The sequence below is a fragment of the Streptomyces sp. SID14436 genome (assembly GCF_010548465.1).
Taxonomy (GTDB): Bacteria; Actinomycetota; Actinomycetes; order Streptomycetales; family Streptomycetaceae; genus Streptomyces.
The window spans coordinates 1-18,730 of the sequence record NZ_JAAGMD010000741.1 but is presented as its reverse complement, the minus strand read 5'-3'; the positions used below and the strand labels follow the sequence as shown (position 1 = coordinate 18,730).

Here is an 18,730-nt window from a genome sequence, read left to right as displayed (position 1 = left end):
CGCCGGGGCCTGGGCTGGGGCGTCCCCGCCGGGCCGCGCGTCCCCGTCCGGTGCGCCCGCGACCCGGCCGGTCTCCGCCTCGCCCGGCGTCCCCGGCCCGGCGTCCTCCGTGGTCTTGGGCGGCTCCGTGCTCACAGCGTGCTCCAGTCGTGATCGGGATAGCGGTGCACGGGCGCCGACACGTCGTCGAGCGCCCGGCAGATCTCGTCAGGAAGAGTAAGCGCCTCCACTGACAACGCCGCCGCGAGCTGCTGCGCGGTGCGCGCCCCCACCACCGGCGCGGTCACCCCGGGCCGGTCGCGCACCCACGCCAGGGCGACCTGGAGCGCGGTCACCGCGAGCCCGTCCGCCGCCGTGGTCACCGCGTCCACGATGCGCGCGGCGGTGTCGTCGAGGTACGGCGCGACGAAGGGCGCGAGGTGCTCGGAGGCGCCGCGCGAGTCGGCCGGCGTCGCGTCGTTGCGGTACTTGCCCGTCAGCACGCCCCGGCCGAGCGGCGAGGACGGCAGCAGTCCGACGCCCAGGTCGAGCGCGGCGGGCAGCACCTCCCGCTCCACCCCGCGCTGCAGCAGTGAGTACTCCATCTGGGTGCTGGCCAGCCGGGTCCGCCCGCCCGGTACCGCCAGCTGCCAGGTCGCCGCCTTGGCCAGCTGCCAGCCGCAGAAGTTGGACACCCCGGCATAGCGGGCCCGCCCGCTGGCGACGGCCGTGTCGAGTGCCTGGAGGGTCTCCTCGAGCGGGGTGTCCGGGTCGTAGGCGTGGACGTGCCACACGTCGACGTACTCGGTGCCCAGGCGGGCCAGCGAGGCGTCCAGGGCGGAGAGCAGGTGCCGGCGCGAGCCGTCGAAGCGCCGGTCCGGGTCCCGGACGCTGCCCGCCTTCGTGGAGATCACGAGGTCCCGGCGCGGCACCAGCCCGTCCATCAGCCTGCCGAGCAGGTACTCGGACTCCCCGTCGCCGTACACGTCCGCGGTGTCGACGAGGGTGCCGCCCGCCTCCCAGAACGTCTTCAGCAGGTCCGCGGCGTCGTGCTCGTCGGTGTCCCGACCCCAGGTCAGGGTCCCGAGCCCGATCCGGGACACACGCAGGCCGGTACGGCCGAGATGCCTCTGCTCCATGGACGCCGAGATTACTGGCCGGGGACGGCCGTGTGGCGGCCTGTGGACAACGATTTCCGTGCGGGCCGGGGGCCCGGCGACCGGGCCCCGGACGGGTGCCGGCGGCCTCCTCGGGGCGGCCCCGCCGGACCGCCGGAGGTATAGGGTCGGCGGACAAGCGACGTTACTCATCGGTAAGGGGAGAGGGTCATGCAGCTCGGGATCAACCTCGGTTACTGGGGCGCCGGAATGGACGCGGACAATCTCGCCGTGGCGCAGGAGGCGGACCGCCTCGGCTACGCGGTCTGCTGGGCCGCCGAGGCCTACGGGTCCGATGCCGCCACCGTGCTCACCTGGGTCGCCGCCCAGACCGAACGGATCGACGTCGGCTCGGCCATCTTCCAGATCCCCGCGCGGCAGCCCGCCATGACGGCGATGACCGCCGCCACCCTGGACTCCCTGTCCGGCGGCCGCTTCCGCCTCGGCCTCGGCGTCTCCGGCCCGCAGGTCTCCGAGGGCTGGTACGGCGTCAAGTTCGACAAGCCCCTCGCCCGCACGCGTGAGTACGTCGAGATCATCCGCAAGGCGATGACCCGGGAGCGCCTGACGCACGACGGCGAGCACTGGACCCTCCCGCTGCCCGGCGGCCCCGGCAAGCCGATCAAGCTCACCGTGCACCCGCAGCGCGAGCACATCCCGCTGTACATCGCCGCGATCGGCCCGAAGAACCTCGAACAGACCGGTGAGATCGCCGACGGGGCCCTGCTGATCTTCCCCTCCGCCGAGCACCTGGAGGAGACCGCCGTCCGGCACCTGCGCGCGGGCCGGGAGAAGGCGGGCAGGACGCTCGACGGCTTCGACATCTGCCCCACCGTCCCCCTCGCCGTGGGCGACGACAAGGACATCACCACGCTCGCCGACACCTTCCGCCCCTACACCGCCCTGTACGTCGGCGGCATGGGCAGCCGCAAGCAGAACTTCTACAACCAGCTCGCCCGGCGCATGGGCTACGAGCAGGAGGCGGCCGAGATCCAGGACAAGTACCTGTCCGGCGACAAGCAGGGCGCGGCGGCCGCGGTGCCGCACGACCTGATCGACTCCACCACCCTGCTCGGTTCGGTGGACCGCATCGCCGACCGCATGAAGGCCTACGCCGCGGCCGGGGTCACCACCCTCACCCTCGCCCCGGCCGGATTCACCCTCGACGAGCGCCTCGCGTCGCTGCGGGCCGGCACCGAGGCCCTGGAGCGCGCCGGCCTCGCCTGAAGCTCCACGGCCGTGGTGGGGGCTCGGGGGTCTTCCCCGCCACGGCCGTCACGCGGTACAACGCCCGGGCGTCGCCGCGGTTACGCCCGGGTGATGTGCCGTCCGGCTCATGTCCGTGTCGTACCGGTCCGTCCCCCGTTCGGCGCAGTCGTCCGGCACACCTGTTGCCCCGGTCGCGCTCCCGCATTTGACTCTTCTCCTGCGAGCCCGCGGAAGAGGTGGTCACGATGCTTTCGGCCAGGAGTCTGTTCCAGGAGATCCTCGAGAACGACGAGTCGTTCGCCCTGTTCTGCTCGATCGCCGCGAGCGGCGAGTCGCAGGGCGGCTGGGAGAACGCCCGCATCGCCGCCCTGGTTCCCGAGGACCAGCGCGTTCTTGCCCCCAAGATCACCCGGCACGGCGCCGACGAGGACAAACACGGCCGCATCTTCAACGCCCTGATGCGCAAGCGCGGCGTGGACCCCGTCCCCGTACCGCCCGAGACCGACTACACGATGCTGCTGGAGCAGCACGGGATCGGCCTGGCCCACGGCCGGCTGCGGCGCGACGAGGCGCTCACCGTGCAGGACATCGTCACCTACCTGGCCCACAGCCGGGTCACCGAGCAGCGCGCGTCCGAGCAGATGGAACTGCTCCGCAAGCACTTCGCCGACCACCCCGAACTGGGCCGTGCGATGCGCATGATCTCCCACGACGAGGACAACCACCTCGCCTACTGCCACGAGGAACTGCTGCGCCTGGCCCGCGCCGGACACGGCCGCGCCATCCAGCGCGCCCTGCGGGAGTGCGCGCTCGCCGAGATCAGGATCTACCGGGACGTCAGCCTCGCGGTGATGGCCCACATGGGCCGCATCCTGGGCTGGTCCCGGCCCAGGGCCGCGCTGCTGGCCGCGGGCATCCACGCCATGTACGCCTACGAGCGGCTGGCCGGCTGGCACCGCATGGTCTCGCTGCGGATCCCGGAGCGTCGCGACGCGCTGGGCGGCCCGCCGAGCACCGCCCCGGAATTCGCCTGAGGCACCGCCACGGCCCGCGCGTCCCGCCCGCCCTCCCGCCCGACGGACGGGCGGGACGCGCCCGGGCCGGTCACATCCAGCCGCGCCGCTTGAACATCCGGTAGAGCAGCACCTCCAGCACCACCATCAGCGCGATCAGCGCCGGATAGGCGCCGGGCCAGCTCAGTTCGGGCATGTGCTCGAAGTTCATGCCGTAGATCCCCGCGATCATGGTGGGCACCACGGCCATGGCGGCCCACGCGGAGATCTTCCGCATGTCGTCGTTCTGCCGGACGCTCATCTGAGCCAGGTGGGCCGAGAGGATGTCCGACACCAGCCGGTCCAGGCCCTCCACGGAGTCGTTCACCCGCGTCAGATGGTCCTGCACGTCCCGGAAGAAGGGGCGCGCCCGGTCCGACACGAAGGGCACGCCCGCGCCGAACGTGCCGATGCCCGCCAGCCGCGTCATCGGCATCGTCAGCGGGCCGGTGGCCCGGCGGAACTCCAGGATCTGCCGCTTGAAGGTGTAGATCCGGGACGCGGTGTGCCGCGAACCGCCCCCCTCGGGGTCGAAGACCTCCGTCTCCAGCTCCTCCAGGTCGTTCTGCAGCTCGACCGCCACCTCCAGGTAGTGGTCCACGGTGGCGTCGGCGATCGCGTACAGCACCGATGTCGGACCCTTGCCCAGCAACTCCGGCTCGTGCTCCAGCCGCCCGCGCACGGCCGCGAGCGGGGCGCTCTCCCCGTGCCGCACGGTCACCACGAACCCGTCGCCGAGAAAGATCATGATCTCCCCCGAGGAGACCGCGTCGCTCTCCGCCTCGTAGGCGACCGGTTTCAGCACGACGAACAGCGAGTCGTCGTAGACCTCCAGCTTGGGCCGCTGATGGGCCTTGAGGGCGTCCTCCACGGCCAGCGGGTGCAGCCCGAACTCGCGCGCGACCAGGTCGAACTCGTCCGGATCCGGCTCGTGCAGCCCGATCCAGACGAAGCCGCCCGCCGCCCGCGCCTGGTCCAGCGCGTCGGAGAAGTCCCCGGGCGCCTTCGTCCGCCGCCCCTCGCGATACACCGCACAGTCGACGATCACGGACCGTATTCTCCCCTCGCCTGCCCCGCACCGCACCGGTGCGGGCGCCTACCCTGGGCCGCATGCCCACGTTGCTCCTGGTCCGGCACGGACGTTCCACCGCCAACACCGAGGGACTGCTCGCCGGCCGCACGCCGGGCGTCGCCCTCGACGACCGCGGGACCGCCCAGGCCGCCGCGCTGCCCGCCCGCCTGGCCGAACTCCCGCTCAGCGAGGTCGTCGTCAGCCCGCTCCAGCGCTGCCAGGAGACCGTCCGGCCGCTGCTCGACGCCCGCCCGGGCCTCACCGCGCACACCGACGACCGCATCGGCGAGTGCGACTACGGCGACTGGACGGGACGCAAACTCGCCGAACTCACGGACGAGCCCCTGATGGAGGTGGTGCAGGCGCATCCCTCGGCGGCCGCCTTCCCCGGCGGGGAGTCCATGCGCGCCATGCAGACCCGCGCCGCCGAGGCGGTGCGGGAGTGGAACGCGCGCGTGGAGCGTGAGCACGGCGCCGACGCCGTCTACCTCATGTGCTCGCACGGGGACATCATCAAGTCCCTCGTCGCGGACGCACTCGGACTTCATCTCGACCTCTTCCAGCGGATCTCCGTGGAACCGTGTTCCATCACCGCGATCCGTTACACCCGGCTGCGCCCCTTCCTCGTCCGCCTCGGCGACACCGGGGACTTCGCCTCCCTGGCGCCGCGCGAGGAAGCGCCGGCCGAGGACGCCCCGGTCGGGGGCGGTGCGGGCGCACCGTGATCGTCGGCCGCAGTAGGGTGAAACGGTCGCAGCACCGCCCCCTCGAACCGACGCCCGTGCCCACCACTCTCAATGGAGACAGGACGTGTCCCGTCAGGTGTTCCTCTACGACCAGCCGGAACGTTTCGTGGCCGGTACGGTCGGACTGCCAGGGCGCCGTACGTTCTTCCTCCAGGCTTCCGCCGGTTCCCGCGTGACCAGTGTGGCCCTGGAGAAGACCCAGGTCGCGGCGCTCGCCGAACGCATGGACGAACTGCTCGACGAGGTCGTGCGCCGCAGCGGCGGCAACGCCGCGGTCCCCGCCATGGCTCCCGCCGACGTGCCCGACACCGCCCCGCTGCAGACGCCGGTGGAGGAGGAGTTCCGGGTCGGCACCATGGCCCTCGCCTGGGACGGCGAGGAACAGTGCATGATCGTCGAGGCACAGGCCCTCGTCGAACTCGACGCCGAGTCCGAGGAGGACCTCGCCGAGGCCGAGGAGCGGCTGCTCCAGGACGAGGAGAACGGGCCCCCGATGCTCCGGGTCCGCCTCACCGGCGCCCAGGCCCGGGCCTTCGCCAAACGCGCCCTGGACGTCGTCAACGCCGGACGGCCGCCGTGCCCGCTGTGCAGTCTCCCGCTCGACCCGGAAGGACACGTATGTCCGCGCCAGAACGGATACCGCCGCGGAGCGTGACCCCCGTCGACCCGGCCGCGGCGACCCTGCTCGCCGAGGGCGCACTGACCGTGCGCGGCCGCATCCGTGAGGCGTCCAACGCGGCGCTGTACTGCACCGTCACCCACGAGGGGCGCGAGGCCGCCTGCGTCTACAAGCCGGTCGCCGGGGAACGCCCCCTGTGGGACTTCCCCGACGGCACGCTCGCCGGGCGGGAGGTCGCCGCGTACCTGGTCTCCGCCGCCACCGGCTGGGACCTCGTACCGCCCACCGTGCTGCGCGACGGCCCCTACGGCGAGGGCATGTGCCAGTTGTGGGTGGAGGCGGTGCCCGACAGCGCCCTGCTCGCCGTGGTGGAGCGCGAGGAGCCCGAACCCGGCTGGAAGGCCATCGGCTTCGTCGAGGCCGAGGAGGACCGCACCGCCCTGCTGGTGCACGCCGACGACCCGCGGCTGCGCCGGCTGGCGGTGCTCGACGCGGTGATCAACAACGCCGACCGCAAGGGCGGCCACCTGCTGCCCGCCGCGGACGGCCGCCTCTACGGCATCGACCACGGCGTCACCTTCCACACCGAGGACAAGCTGCGCACCCTGCTGTGGGGCTGGGCGGGCGAGCCGCTGACGGAGGAGGCCCGCGAGGTGCTCACCCGCCTCGGAAAGGCCCTCGCCGAGGACGGCCCGCTCGCCGCGGCGCTCGCGCCGCTGATCACCGCAGCGGAGATCGACGCCACCCGGGCGCGCGTCGCGGCCATGCTCGCCTCCGGCAGGCACCCCGTGCCGGGCGGACAGTGGCCCGCGATCCCCTGGCCGCCCGTCTAGGCGGTGGGGCCCTGGCACACCGGGCGCCCGCACGCAAGAGTGCCTTCACGGCCATCCGGCCCGCTCCGGTTCGTATCCGGAACTCCGGTCCGGTTAGGCTCGAACCATGCATGCCTGGCCCGCTTCCGAAGTCCCCGCCCTGCCCGGTCAGGGCCGCGACCTGAGGATCCACGACACCGCGACCGGTGGACCCGTCACCCTCGACCCCGGCCCCGTCGCCCGCATCTACGTGTGCGGCATCACCCCGTACGACGCGACCCACATCGGGCACGCGGCGACGTACAACGCGTTCGACCTCGTGCAGCGCGTGTGGCTCGACACCAAGCGGCAGGTTCACTACGTCCAGAACGTCACGGACATCGACGACCCGCTGCTGGAGCGGGCGGAGCGCGACGACGTCGACTGGGCGGCCCTCGCCGAGCGGGAGACCGCCCTGTTCCGCGAGGACATGACGGCCCTGCGGATGCTCCCCCCGCGGCACTACATAGGCGCGGTGGAGGCCATACCGGGCATCGTCCCGCTGGTCGAGCGGCTCCGGGACCTCGGCGCCGCGTACGAACTCGACGGCGACATCTACTTCTCGGTCGACTCCGACCCGCACTTCGGCGAGGTCTCGCACCTGGACGCCGCCGCCATGCGGCTGCTCTCCGCCGAGCGCGGCGGCGACCCGGACCGGCCGGGCAAGAAGGACCCGGTCGACCCCATGCTCTGGATGGCCGCCCGCGAGGGCGAGCCGAGCTGGGACGGCGGCTCACTGGGCCGGGGCCGCCCCGGCTGGCACATCGAGTGCGTGGCCATCGCCCTCGACCACCTCGGCATGGGCTTCGACGTCCAGGGCGGCGGCTCCGACCTGGTCTTCCCGCACCACGAGATGGGCGCCTCGCACGCCCAGGTGCTCACCGGCGAGTTCCCCATGGCCAAGGCGTACGTGCACGCCGGCATGGTCGCCCTGCACGGCGAGAAGATGTCCAAGTCCAAGGGCAACCTGGTCTTCGTCTCCGCCCTGCGCCGCGAGGGGGTCGACCCGGCGGCCATCCGCCTGGCGCTGCTCGCCCACCACTACCGGGCCGACTGGGAGTGGACCGACCAGGTCCTCCAGGACGCCCGGACCCGGCTCGCGCACTGGCGCGCGGCGGTCTCCCGGCCCGACGGCCCGCCCGCCGACGCCCTCGTGGAGGAGATCCGCGACGCGCTCGCCGAGGACCTCGACGCCCCGGCGGCCCTGGCCGCGGTCGACCGCTGGGTCGTCCTCCAGGAGAGCAAAGGCGGCACGGACGCCGGCGCGCCCGGGGTCGTCTCTCGCGCGGTCGACGCCCTGCTCGGCGTCGCGCTGTAGTCCCGCCCCGCGCGATGCCGCGCGGACACGGATCAGGGCTCCCGTCCTCGGGCGGGAGCCCTGATCCGTCTCACTCCTCCGACGGCTCCTCGCCGTCCGGTCCGGTGCCGGTGTCCGTCTCCGGCTTCGGCGGCCTCGACGGCCGGGCCCGGCCGCCCGGGGCGTCCTTGCGGTAGGACGGGCCGTCGCCGCCGTCGGTGGCGTGACCGCCGGCCGAGGGGCCCGACGCCCCGTCACGGCGCCGCAGGTACCGCTCGAACTCGCGGGCGATCGCCTCGCCGGAGGCCTCCGGCAACTCGGCGGTGTCCCGGGCCTCCTCCAGCGACTGCACGTACTCGGAGACCTCGCTGTCCTCGGCGGCCAGCTGGTCCACGCCCACCTGCCAGGCCCGCGCGTCCTCGGCCAGTTCGCCCAGCGGGATCCGCACGTCGATCAGGTCCTCCAGGCGGTTCAGGAGGGCCAGCGTGGCCTTCGGGTTGGGCGGCTGCGACACGTAGTGCGGCACCGCCGCCCACAGCGACACCGCCGGGACACCGGCGTGCGTGCACGCCTCCTGGAGGATGCCGACGATGCCGGTGGGACCCTCGTACCTGGTCTCCTCCAGGCCCATGCGACGGGCGAGGTCGGGATCCGACGTGGTTCCGCTGATCGGCACCGGACGGGTGTGCGGGGTGTCCCCGAGCAGGGCGCCCAGGACGACCACCAGCTCCACGCCGAGTTCGTGGGCGAAGCCGAGGAGCTCGTTGCAGAACGAGCGCCACCGCATCGACGGCTCGATCCCGCGGACCAGGACCAGGTCCCGCGGCTTGTCTCCGCCGACCCGCACCACCGACAGCCGCGTCGTCGGCCAGGTGACCTTGCGGACACCGGCGTCCATGAACACCGTCGGGCGGTTGACCTGGAAGTCGTAGTAGTCCTCGGCGTCCAGCGCCGCGAACACCTCGCCCTTCCATTCCCGGTCCAGGTGCGCGACCGCGGTGGAGGCGGCGTCGCCGGCGTCGTTCCAGCCCTCGAACGCGGCCACCATGACCGGGTCGATCAGCTCGGGAACCCCCTCGAGCTCGATCACCCAGCGCCTCCTTCCGACGTGCCCTCGCGTACCCCCCAACCTTACGGCGTGCCGAGGGTGCGCCCGCAGCCCCCGTGCGGGGGGAGTGCCCCATCACTGCCCCGGGAGTCCTCCGGACACACCCCCGCCGCGCCGGGCGGTGCCCCGCCCGGCGACCGGGCGAACTCCCGTGCGAGGACGCCGTGATGGGGACCGGCGACGCAGGACCGGAACCCGGGGCGTGCGGCGGCCGGCGACCCGGCCGCACCGCCCGCGCGGGACGGCCGCGGGCACGCGCGGGGCCGGGCACGCGGAAGGGGCGGCTCCGTCGGCGTGGAACCGCCCCCTCCCCGTCCCCCGCCCCCCGCGCGGGGGACGGGTCCCGGACCCGCTCCCTCGGTGTGCGGCCTACTTCCGGTCGAGGAGGTCCTGGACGCGTCCGCGCACCTCGTCCGTGGCGAGGCCGCGGATCGTCAGGGTGGTCCGGCGGCGCAGCACGTCGTCCGCCGTCTCGGCCCACTCGTGGTCCCGGGCCCAGACGACCTGCGCCCAGATCTCCGGGGCGTCCGGGTGGACGCGCTGGGCCAGCGCCGGGTCGTCGTTGGCCAGCCGGGCGATGTCGAAGGCCAGCGAGCCGTAGTGGGTGGCCAGGTGCCGGGCGGTGTCCGCCGCCATGCGGGGGCCGGGCGCCGGGCCGTCGACCAGCAGCCGGTGGGCGACCGCGCGCGGGTTGGCGACACCCGGCAGCGGCAGCTTCTTCGGCAGCGCGGAGACCGGCTCGAAGTCCTCGCCCAGCGGGTGCCCCGGCAGCGACTGCAGCTTCTGCATGACCGTACGGCCGATGTGCCGGAAGGTGGTCCACTTGCCGCCCGCGACGGACAGCATGCCGGCCCGGCCCTCGGTGACGACGGTCTCCCGCTTGGCCTTGGCGGTGTCGCCGGGGCCGCCGGGCAGCACCCGCAGCCCGGCGAACGCGTAGGTGATCAGGTCGCGGTCGAGCTGCTGGTCGCGGATGGAGAACGCGGCCTCGTCGAGTATCTGGGCGACGTCCTTGTCGTTGACGGCGACGTCCGCCGGGTCGCCCTCGAACTCCTCGTCGGTCGTGCCGAGGAGCAGCATGTCCTCCCAGGGCAGGGCGAAGGTGATGCGGTACTTGTCGATCGGGGTGGCCAGCGCCGCCTTCCAGGGGGAGGTGCGCTTGAGCACCAGGTGGGCGCCCTTCGACAGCCGGATCGACGGGGCCGCGCCCGGGTCCTCCATGCGGCGCAGGTGGTCGACCCACGGGCCGGTGGCGTTGAGCACCAGGCGCGCGTCCACCCCGAACTCGTCGCCGGAGAGCCGGTCGCGCAGCTCGGCACCGGTGACCCGGCCCTTGGTGAAGCGCAGGCCGGTCACCTCGGCGTGGTTGAGGACGACGGCGCCCGACTCGGCGGCCGCGCGGACCGTCATCAGCGCCATGCGCGCGTCGTTCATCTGGTCGTCGCCGTACACGGCCACGGCCTTGAGGTCGTCGGTGCGCAGCTCCGGCACGTCCTGCGCCGCCTTGGCGGGGGAGAGCAGGTGGCCGACGCCGTCGCCGAAGGCCGACAGCGCCGAGTAGGCGAAGACGCCGGCCCCCAGCTTCGCCGCGCCGTGCGGCCCGCCCTTGTAGACCGGCAGGTAGAAGGTGAGCGGGTTCGACAGGTGGGGGGCCACCTGCCGGGAGACCGCACGGCGCTCGAAGTGGTTCTCCGCGACCAGCTTCACGGCGCCGGTCTGCAGGTAGCGCAGGCCGCCGTGGAGCAGCTTCGAGGAGGCGGAGGAGGTCGCGCCGGCGAAGTCACCGGCGTCCACCAGAGCCACCCTGAGGCCGGACTGCGCGGCGTGCCAGGCGGTCGAGATGCCCAGGATGCCGCCGCCGATGACGAGAAGGTCGTACGACGCCTTGGAGAGCCGCTCCCGGGTCTCGGCCCGGCTCGGGTTCGAGCCGGAGGCCGGGTGCGTCCCCAGGGCAGGCACGGACTGCAGGGTGGACTGAGTGGTCATGTCGGGTTCTAACTCCTCGTCAGTCTTCGTCGGCGATCCAGCCCATGGTCCGCTCGACGGCCTTGAGCCAGCTCTTGTACTCACGGTCGCGGGTGTCCGCGTCCATGCGGGGGGTCCACTCGGCGGCCCGGCGCCAGTTGGCGCGCAGGTCGTCGGTGCTGTTCCAGAAGCCGACGGCGAGACCGGCGGCGTAGGCGGCGCCGAGGCAGGTGGTCTCGGCGACCATCGGGCGCACCACGGGGGCGTCCAGGAAGTCCGAGAGGGTCTGCATCAGCAGGTTGTTGGAGGTCATGCCGCCGTCGACCTTGAGGGCGGTCAGCTCGACGCCGGAGTCCTTCGTCATGGCGTCCGCGATCTCCCGCGTCTGCCAGGCGGTGGCCTCCAGGACGGCGCGCGCGAGGTGCGCCTTGGTGACGTACCGGGTCAGGCCGGCGATCACACCGCGAGCGTCGGAGCGCCAGTACGGGGCGAACAGGCCGGAGAAGGCCGGCACGAAGTAGGCGCCGCCGTTGTCCTCGACCGACAGGGCGAGGGTCTCGATCTCGGCGGCGGTGGAGATCAGGCCCATCTGGTCGCGCATCCACTGCACCAGCGCGCCGGTGACGGCGATCGAGCCCTCCAGGGCGTAGACCGGCTGCTGGCCGCCGATCTGGTAGCCGACGGTGGTCAGCAGGCCGCTGTAGGAGTTGATGATCTTGTCACCGGTGTTCATCACCATGAAGGTGCCGGTGCCGTAGGTGGACTTGGTCTCGCCCTCGGAGAAGCAGGTCTGGCCGAACAGGGCCGCCTGCTGGTCGCCCAGCGCGGAGGCGACGGGGATGCCGCCGAGCAGGTCGCCCAGCTTGCCGCCCTTGATCTCGCCGTAGACCTCGGCGGAGGAGCGGATCTCCGGCAGCATCGCGGTGGGCACGCCGATGGACTCGGCGATCTTCTCGTCCCACTCCATGGTGTGCAGGTTCATCAGCATGGTGCGGGAGGCGTTGGTGACGTCCGTGACGTGGCGGCCGCCGTCGGCGCCGCCGGTCAGGTTCCAGATGACCCAGGTGTCCATCGTGCCGAAGAGGATGTCGCCCGCCTCGGCGCGCTCCTTGAGGCCGTCGACGTTGTCCAGCAGCCAGCGGGCCTTCGGGCCGGCGAAGTAGGAGGCCAGGGGGAGGCCGGTCTCGCGGCGGAAGCGGTCCTGGCCGACGTTGCGGCCCAGCTCGCGGCAGAGGGCGTCGGTGCGGGTGTCCTGCCAGACGATGGCGTTGTGGACGGGCTCCCCGGTGTTCCTGTCCCACAGCACGGTGGTCTCGCGCTGGTTGGTGATGCCGATGGCCTTGATGTCGTCGCGGGTGATGCCGGCCTTCTCGATGGCCCCGGCGACGACCTCCTGGACGTTGGTCCAGATCTCGGTGGCGTCGTGCTCGACCCAGCCCGGCTTGGGGAAGATCTGCTCGTGTTCCTTCTGGTCGACGGAGACGATCCGGCCGTCGCGGTCGAACACGATGCAGCGGGACGAGGTCGTGCCCTGGTCGATGGCTGCGATGAACGGGCCGGCGGTGTGGGCGTCGGTCACTGTGTGCTCCTGGGAGTTCCTTGGTTACGGGGCTGTACGTACGGCGCTTCGGCGCGGACTCGGTGGCCGGCGGGTATCCGGTGCCCTCAGGCGAGGGCGACGTTGTAGATGCCTGCCGCCAGGGCGCCGCCGATCAGCGGCCCGACCACCGGGACCCAGGCGTAGGACCAGTCCGAGCCGCCCTTGTTGGGCAGCGGCAGCAGGGCGTGCACGATGCGCGGACCGAGGTCGCGGGCCGGGTTGATCGCGTACCCGGTCGGGCCGCCGAGGGAGAGACCGATCGAGACGACCACGAGCGCCGTGATCAGTCCGCCCAGGACGCCGAGGCCGTTGCCCTCGTCGTTGAGGCCCTGGGTGAGCACGGCGAGCAGCAGCACCATGGTGCCGATGATCTCGGTGGCGAGGTTCTGCACCGGGTTCCGGATCTCGGGGCCGGTGGAGAAGACGCCCAGTACCGGGCCGGCGCCCTTCTCCTGGGCCTGGACCGCCTTCGCGGTGGTGGCCTGGGCGCCCGGCCCGCCGACGATCTCCTTGTCCGTCAGGTGCACCTGGAACTGACCGTAGTACGCCATCCAGACCAGAGTGGCACCAATCATCGCGCCGAGGAACTCTCCGGCGAAGTAGACCGGGACGTTGCTCCAGTCGCCGTCCTTGATGGCGAGGGCCACGGTGACGGCGGGGTTGAGGTGGGCGCCGGAGAGCGGTCCGGCGATGTAGACGGCCGTCATGACGGCGAAACCCCACCCGAAGGCGATGGCGAGCCAGCCGGCGTTACGGGCCTTGGAGGCCTTCAGGGTCACGGCGGCACACACACCGCCGCCGAGCAGGATGAGTATGGCGGTACCGATGGTCTCGCCGATGAAGATGTCGGAGCTGGACACCCGCGACTCCTTTGTCCTTCGTCCAGGGAAGCCGACCCCCGGGTCCCTCCGGGGATTGGCGCCCTCGGAAATGAGAGCGATGCCGGCCCTTGGCGTTGTCACACTCTAGCGCGTATTGCCGGTAGGTGTTCGACAATGCCGACCGATGGACGGGAGTCTCGCCGTGGCGCGATACGTGCGTCAAGGGTCTGGTAATCGAAAACGGGATCGTTACTGATCGGGCCGGCAGGCCGGCCCTCCCGTCCGCCCGGCGCCCCTACCGCGGGCGCGCGAGCGGGCGCGGCCCGCGGAAGGAACGTGCGGCCGGCCGTCCGCACGGGAGCGGACATGCCTGCGACCGGAGTGCCCCCGCGGCGCCCCGGTCCCGTGTCCTGCCTGCTCAGAAGCGGCGCGCGCCCAGATCCCGGGACACCGAGCGGGCGCAGTCCCGCACCGCCGCGATCAGTTCGGCGCGCAGCTCGCCGTCCCGGCGCAGCCGCTCCACCGCGCCGGTCACCCCGACCGCGCCCACCGGCATCCGCCGCCGGTCGTGGATCGGCGCCGCCACGGACGCGACGCCCTCCCAGGTCTCCTCCACGTCCGCCGCGTAGCCCCGCGCGCGGGTGAGGTCCAGGATCTGCTCGAAGGCGTCCGCGTCGCACACCGTGCGATCGGTGAACGCCTTGCGGTCCGCGTCCAGGGCCTCGCTGTGGGCCACCGGGTCGTAGGCGGACAGCACCTTGCCGAGGGCGGTGGAGTGCAGCGGCTGCATGGCCCCGATCTCCAGGACCTGCCGGCTGTCGTCGGGCCGGAACACGTGGTGCACGATCAGCACGCCCTGCTGGTGCAGCACCCCCAGGTAGACGCTCTCGCCGCTGGAGCGGGCCAGGTCGTCCGTCCAGACCAGGGCGCGGGCCCGCAGTTCGTGCACGTCCAGGTAGGTGGTGCCCAGGCGCAGCAGCTCGGCGCCCAGCTGGTAGCGGCCCGAGGCCTCGTCCTGTTCCACGAAGCCCTCGTGCTGGAGGGTGCGCAGGATGCCGTGGGCCGTGCCCTTGGCCAGGCCCAGCGACGAGGCGATCTCCGACAGGCCGAGCCGCCGCTCGCCGCCCGCGAGCAGCCGCAGCATCGCCGCCGCCCGTTCGAGCGACTGGATGTTCCGTGCCATCGCCGTACTGCCTCCGTCCCCTTCGACCGTCGACCCGCGACGCCCCTGCCGCTGTTCGGCATTGCCGAACACTACCGGTCGATGCCGACCTCCCGCCAATGGTCGGCCGTCGACGATCGCGTCACCCGTCCTCCGTAACCGGGTGCCGTCCATCATGGTCCGGCCCGTGGACGCCCTGAACATCGGGACGCGGACCCGGCTACCCTGGCCGCGTGCGCCCCTGCCGGGGAAGGCCCGTGACGCCTCCCCGCGCAGCCGCAAAGCCGACAGCCGTCGCATCTGAGGGAGCCCTTTACATGGCCTCGTTGCCGCAGTCCCCTTCCGCCGACAGCCGGACCCGTGTGTCCGCCCTACGAGAGGCACTCGCCACCCGGGTGGTGGTCGCCGACGGTGCGATGGGCACCATGCTCCAGGCACAGGACCCCACGCTCGAGGACTTCGAGAACCTCGAGGGCTGCAACGAGATCCTGAACCTGACACGCCCGGACATCGTCCGTTCGGTCCATGCGGAGTATTTCGACGCCGGTGTCGACTGCGTCGAGACGAACACCTTCGGCGCCAACCTCACCGCCCTGGGCGAGTACGACATCGCCGAACGCGTCACCGAGCTGTCCGAGGCCGGTGCGCGCATCGCCCGCGAGGCCGCGGACGAGTACACCGCCCGCGACGGCCGGGCCCGCTGGGTCCTCGGCTCGATGGGCCCCGGCACCAAGCTGCCCACGCTCGGGCACACCACCTTCACCGCCATCCGGGACGCCTACCAGCAGAACGCCGAGGGCCTGCTCGCCGGCGGCGCGGACGCCCTGCTGGTCGAGACGACCCAGGACCTGCTGCAGACCAAGGCGAGCGTCATCGCCGCCCGCCGCGCGATGGAGACCGCCGGGTTCGACGTCCCGCTCATCGTGTCGGTCACGGTCGAGACCACCGGCACCATGCTCCTCGGCTCCGAGATCGGCGCCGCGCTCACCGCGCTGGAACCGCTCGGCATCGACATCATCGGGCTGAACTGCGCGACCGGCCCCGCCGAGATGAGCGAGCACCTGCGCCACCTGGCCCGCCACTCCCGCATCCAGCTGTCCTGCATGCCCAACGCCGGCCTGCCGGAACTCACCAAGGACGGGGCCCGCTACCCGCTGACCCCCGGGGAACTGGCCGACGCGCAGGAGACCTTCGTCCGCGACTACGGCCTGTCCCTGGTCGGCGGCTGCTGCGGCACCACGCCCGAGCACCTGCGGCAGCTCGTGCAGCGGGTGGGCGGCCTGGCCCCCGCCGAGCGCGAGCCGCGCCCCGAGCCCGGAGCCGCCTCCCTCTACCAGAGCGTCCCCTTCCGCCAGGACACCTCCTACCTGGCGATCGGCGAGCGGACCAACGCCAACGGCTCCAAGAAGTTCCGCGAGGCCATGCTCGAGGGACGCTGGGACAACTGCGTCGAACTGGCCCGCGAGCAGATCCGCGAGGGCGCGCACATGCTCGACCTGTGCGTGGACTACGTCGGCCGCGACGGCGTCGCCGACATGCGCGAACTGGCCGGCCGGCTCGCCACCGCCTCCACCCTGCCGATCGTCCTGGACTCCACCGAGGTCGACGTCATCCGCGCCGGGCTGGAGAAGCTGGGCGGGCGCGCCGTCATCAACTCCGTCAACTACGAGGACGGCGACGGACCCGAGTCCCGCTTCGCCCGCGTCACCCGGCTGGCGCAGGAGCACGGCGCCGCCCTGATCGCGCTGACCATCGACGAGGAGGGCCAGGCCCGCACCGCCGAGAAGAAGGTCGAGATCGCCGAGCGGCTGATCGAGGACCTCACCGGCAACTGGGGCATCCGCGAGGAGGACATCCTCATCGACTGCCTCACCTTCACCATCTGCACCGGCCAGGAGGAATCCCGCAAGGACGGCCTCGCCACCATCGAGGGCATCCGCGAACTGAAGCGGCGCCACCCCGCCGTGCAGACCACGCTGGGCCTGTCGAACATCTCCTTCGGCCTCAACCCGGCCGCGCGCATCCTGCTGAACTCCGTCTTCCTCGACGAGTGCGTCAAGGCCGGACTGGACTCGGCGATCGTGCACGCCTCGAAGATCCTCCCCATCGCCCGCTTCAGCGAGGAGGAGGTGCAGACCGCCCTCGACCTCATCCACGACCGCCGCCGCGAGGGCTACGACCCGCTGCAGAAGCTGATGCAGCTGTTCGAGGGCGCCACCGCCAAGTCCCTGAAGGCGGGCAAGGCCGAGGAACTGGCCTCCCTGCCGCTGGACGAGCGGCTCAAGCGCCGCATCATCGACGGCGAGCGCAAGGGCCTGGAGGCCGACCTCGACGAGGCCCTGGAGACCCGCAAGGCCCTCGACATCGTCAACGACACCCTGCTGGACGGCATGAAGGTCGTCGGCGAGCTGTTCGGATCCGGCCAGATGCAGCTGCCGTTCGTGCTCCAGTCCGCCGAGGTGATGAAGTCCGCCGTCGCCCACCTCGAACCGCACATGGAGAAGACCGACGAGGCCGGCAAGGGCACCATCGTGCTGGCCACCGTCCGCGGCGACGTGCACGACATCGGCAAGAACCTGGTCGACATCATCCTGTCGAACAACGGCTACAACGTCGTCAACCTCGGCATCAAGCAGCCCGTCTCCGCGATCCTCGACGCCGCCGACGAGCACCGGGCCGACGTCATCGGCATGTCCGGCCTCCTGGTGAAGTCCACGGTGATCATGAAGGAGAACCTGGAGGAGCTCAACCAGCGCGGACTGGCCGCCGACTACCCGGTCATCCTCGGCGGCGCGGCCCTGACCCGCGCCTACGTCGAGCAGGACCTGTACGAGATCTACCAGGGCGAGGTCCGCTACGCCCGCGACGCCTTCGAGGGCCTGCGCCTGATGGACGCCCTCATCGGCATCAAGCGCGGGGTGCCCGGCGCCAAGCTTCCCGAACTGCGCCAGCGGCGGGTGCGCGCCGCCACCGTCGAGATCGAGGAACGCCCCGAGGCCGGCCACGTGCGCTCCGACGTCGCCACCGACAACCCCGTGCCCACCCCGCCGTTCTGGGGCACCCGGGTCAGCAAGGGCATCCAGCTCAAGGAGTACGCGTCCTGGCTCGACGAGGGCGCCCTGTTCAAGGGCCAGTGGGGCCTCAAGCAGGCCCGCACCGGCGAGGGACCGACGTACGAGGAGCTCGTCGAGGCCGAGGGGCGCCCGCGGCTGCGCGGGCTGCTGGACCGGCTCCAGACGGAGAACCTGCTGGAGGCGGCCGTGGTGCACGGCTACTTCCCGTGCGTCTCCAAGGACGACGACCTGATCGTCCTCGACGACGACGGCAACGAGCGCACCCGCTTCACCTTCCCGCGCCAGCGCCGCGGCCGGCGCCTGTGCCTGGCCGACTTCTTCCGCCCGGAGGAGTCCGGTGAGACGGACGTCGTCGGCTTCCAGGTCGTCACCGTCGGCTCCCGCATCGGCGCGGAGACCGCCCGGATGTTCGAGGCCAACGCCTACCGCGACTACCTGGAGCTGCACGGCCTGTCGGTGCAGCTGGCGGAGGCGCTCGCCGAGTACTGGCACGCCCGGGTGCGCAGCGAACTGGGCTTCGCCGGGGAGGACCCGGCCGCCATGGAGGACGTGTTCGCCCTGAAGTACCGGGGCGCCCGCTTCTCCCTCGGCTACGGGGCCTGCCCGGACCTGGAGGACCGCGCCAAGATCGCCGAACTGCTCCAGCCGGAGCGCATCGGGGTCGAGCTGTCCGAGGAGTTCCAGCTGCACCCCGAACAGTCCACGGACGCCATCGTGATCCACCACCCGGAGGCCAAGTACTTCAACGCCCGCTGAGGCACGTACGCGCCTCCCGGCCCCCGTCACGAGCCCTCTGCGCACGCCCGCGCGGGGGGCTCGCGGGGGACCCACGGGGCAAATGAGGCACTTGCCGCGCGCGCGACGTACACTGGTCGGTCCACTGCAGGCCGGTTCCCCGCACGGGGGACCGGCCTGCTCGCCCCTTCAGGAGGTACGTGGATGACCAGTACGATCCCCGCCTTCGGTGCCACTCCCGGGCCGCTGCCCCGGGCGGCCGGCCCCGCCCCGGCGCCGGCCG

General features: G+C 72.3%; 14 protein-coding genes. 7 read left to right on the top strand and 7 right to left on the bottom strand.

The window, feature by feature from the left end; all coding sequences use genetic code 11:
- Nucleotides 1-131: 131 nt before the first annotated feature.
- Entirely contained in the window at nucleotides 132-1,118 is a 987-nt protein-coding gene (locus tag G3I53_RS26825; RefSeq protein WP_164343141.1) for an aldo/keto reductase, read from the bottom strand.
- 189 nt (nucleotides 1,119-1,307) lie between these two features.
- Between G3I53_RS26825 and G3I53_RS26820 the strand changes: the two genes are divergently transcribed.
- A complete protein-coding gene (locus G3I53_RS26820; protein WP_164337354.1) occupies nucleotides 1,308-2,363 on the top strand; it encodes an LLM class F420-dependent oxidoreductase in 1,056 nt (351 codons plus the stop codon).
- A 227-nt stretch (nucleotides 2,364-2,590) separates the two neighbouring features.
- The gene (locus G3I53_RS26815; RefSeq protein ID WP_164337355.1) at nucleotides 2,591-3,379 is read left to right on the top strand and encodes a ferritin-like domain-containing protein; all 789 of its coding nucleotides are present in this window, start codon (nucleotides 2,591-2,593) and stop codon (nucleotides 3,377-3,379) included.
- Between the two features lie 70 nt (nucleotides 3,380-3,449).
- On the opposite strand, the gene corA is transcribed toward G3I53_RS26815, so the two are convergent.
- Complete coding sequence (gene corA / locus G3I53_RS26810) at nucleotides 3,450-4,445, bottom strand: magnesium/cobalt transporter CorA (protein ID WP_164337356.1); 996 nt, start codon at nucleotides 4,443-4,445, stop codon at nucleotides 3,450-3,452.
- Nucleotides 4,446-4,507: 62 nt separating this feature from the next.
- Here corA and G3I53_RS26805 point away from each other — a divergent pair, with 62 nt between their 5' ends.
- From G3I53_RS26805 to mshC, 4 genes are all read left to right on the top strand, one after another.
- Nucleotides 4,508-5,194, top strand: coding sequence for a histidine phosphatase family protein (locus G3I53_RS26805; protein WP_164337357.1), 687 nt, complete (start codon nucleotides 4,508-4,510; stop codon nucleotides 5,192-5,194).
- 85 nt (nucleotides 5,195-5,279) lie between these two features.
- A complete protein-coding gene (locus tag G3I53_RS26800; RefSeq protein ID WP_164337358.1) occupies nucleotides 5,280-5,870 on the top strand; it encodes a DUF3090 domain-containing protein in 591 nt (196 codons plus the stop codon).
- On the top strand, nucleotides 5,867-6,667 hold the full coding sequence (locus G3I53_RS26795; RefSeq protein ID WP_164337359.1) for an SCO1664 family protein: 801 nt from the start codon (nucleotides 5,867-5,869) through the stop codon (nucleotides 6,665-6,667). The genes G3I53_RS26800 and G3I53_RS26795 overlap by 4 nt, the downstream gene beginning before the upstream one ends.
- A 106-nt stretch (nucleotides 6,668-6,773) precedes the next feature.
- The gene (gene mshC / locus G3I53_RS26790; protein WP_164337360.1) at nucleotides 6,774-8,003 is read left to right on the top strand and encodes a cysteine--1-D-myo-inosityl 2-amino-2-deoxy-alpha-D-glucopyranoside ligase; all 1,230 of its coding nucleotides are present in this window, start codon (nucleotides 6,774-6,776) and stop codon (nucleotides 8,001-8,003) included.
- Nucleotides 8,004-8,073: 70 nt separating this feature from the next.
- Here mshC and G3I53_RS26785 read toward each other — a convergent pair whose 3' ends face one another.
- From G3I53_RS26785 to G3I53_RS26765, 5 genes are all read right to left on the bottom strand, one after another.
- On the bottom strand, nucleotides 8,074-9,072 hold the full coding sequence (locus G3I53_RS26785; RefSeq protein WP_164337361.1) for a PAC2 family protein: 999 nt from the start codon (nucleotides 9,070-9,072) through the stop codon (nucleotides 8,074-8,076).
- 387 nt (nucleotides 9,073-9,459) lie between these two features.
- Nucleotides 9,460-11,076, bottom strand: coding sequence for a glycerol-3-phosphate dehydrogenase/oxidase (locus G3I53_RS26780; protein WP_164332974.1), 1,617 nt, complete (start codon nucleotides 11,074-11,076; stop codon nucleotides 9,460-9,462).
- Between the two features lie 19 nt (nucleotides 11,077-11,095).
- Nucleotides 11,096-12,634, bottom strand: coding sequence for a glycerol kinase GlpK (glpK, locus tag G3I53_RS26775; protein ID WP_164332973.1), 1,539 nt, complete (start codon nucleotides 12,632-12,634; stop codon nucleotides 11,096-11,098).
- Nucleotides 12,635-12,720: 86 nt separating this feature from the next.
- Entirely contained in the window at nucleotides 12,721-13,515 is a 795-nt protein-coding gene (locus G3I53_RS26770) for an MIP/aquaporin family protein (protein ID WP_164332972.1), read from the bottom strand.
- A gap of 379 nt (nucleotides 13,516-13,894) precedes the next feature.
- Nucleotides 13,895-14,659 carry an IclR family transcriptional regulator gene (locus tag G3I53_RS26765; RefSeq protein WP_164339013.1) on the bottom strand — a complete coding sequence of 255 codons (765 nt, stop codon included), beginning with the start codon at nucleotides 14,657-14,659 and terminating at the stop codon, nucleotides 13,895-13,897.
- A 296-nt stretch (nucleotides 14,660-14,955) separates the two neighbouring features.
- On the opposite strand from G3I53_RS26765, the gene metH reads away from it, so the two are divergent.
- Nucleotides 14,956-18,468 (top strand): methionine synthase, encoded by a 3,513-nt coding sequence (metH, locus tag G3I53_RS26760; RefSeq protein ID WP_164339012.1) that lies wholly within the window; start codon nucleotides 14,956-14,958, stop codon nucleotides 18,466-18,468.
- The last annotated feature ends 262 nt before the right edge of the window (nucleotides 18,469-18,730 follow it).